This is a genomic window from Escherichia sp. WS3063 (assembly GCF_046486595.1).
In the GTDB taxonomy this organism is placed as follows: domain Bacteria; phylum Pseudomonadota; class Gammaproteobacteria; order Enterobacterales; family Enterobacteriaceae; genus Escherichia; species Escherichia coli.
The window spans coordinates 1-569 of the sequence record NZ_JBJQKY010000088.1; the positions used below are offsets into that span (position 1 = coordinate 1).

Annotated in this window: 3 protein-coding genes; 1 reads left to right on the forward strand and 2 read right to left on the reverse strand. The window is 42.7% G+C overall.

What is annotated here, in order from left to right:
* The coding region (locus ACJHYW_RS25320; protein WP_140423651.1) for a class I SAM-dependent methyltransferase at window positions 1-447 on the forward strand (447 nt) is incomplete at its 5' end.
* Here ACJHYW_RS25320 and ACJHYW_RS25325 read toward each other — a convergent pair.
* Entirely contained in the window at window positions 392-529 is a 138-nt protein-coding gene (locus ACJHYW_RS25325; protein ID WP_001309429.1) for a hypothetical protein, read from the reverse strand. The genes ACJHYW_RS25320 and ACJHYW_RS25325 overlap by 56 nt on opposite strands.
* A partial coding sequence (locus tag ACJHYW_RS25330; protein WP_072275045.1) for a tail fiber assembly protein occupies window positions 502-569 on the reverse strand: 68 nt, incomplete at its 5' end. The genes ACJHYW_RS25330 and ACJHYW_RS25325, both read right to left, overlap by 28 nt.

Below are 569 nucleotides of genomic sequence, written 5' to 3' on the forward strand. Positions count from 1 at the left end.
AGTCTGATATCTTTAATGGATTTGAACGAAGCTAGCCTGAACGCGGCATCTACAAGGGCTGGGGAATCAAAAATTAAACATAAAATTAGCCATGATGTTTTTGAACCTTATCCCGCGGCGTTACATGGTCAATTTGATTCCATTTCCATGTTTTACCTTCTTCACTGCCTGCCTGGAAATATATCTACAAAAAGCTGTGTAATACGCAATGCGGCGCAGGCCTTAACTGACGATGGAACTCTATACGGAGCCACAATTCTTGGCGATGGAGTTGTGCACAATAGCTTCGGTCAAAAACTGATGCGCATTTACAATCAGAAAGGCATCTTTTCAAACACAAAAGATTCCGAAGAAGGCTTAACACATATACTCTCAGAGCATTTCGAGAATGTTAAAACCAAGGTTCAAGGTACTGTAGTAATGTTTTCCGCTTCAGGGAAAAAATAGCATCCAACCGCAGCACGTTCTTGCTTAAGACGTGCTGCGGCATAATCCCAATGATTACTCCCTGACAGGGTTCGTAGGCCACTCAATATCAGGTGCAGTTGATGTATCAACACGGTTCAGCA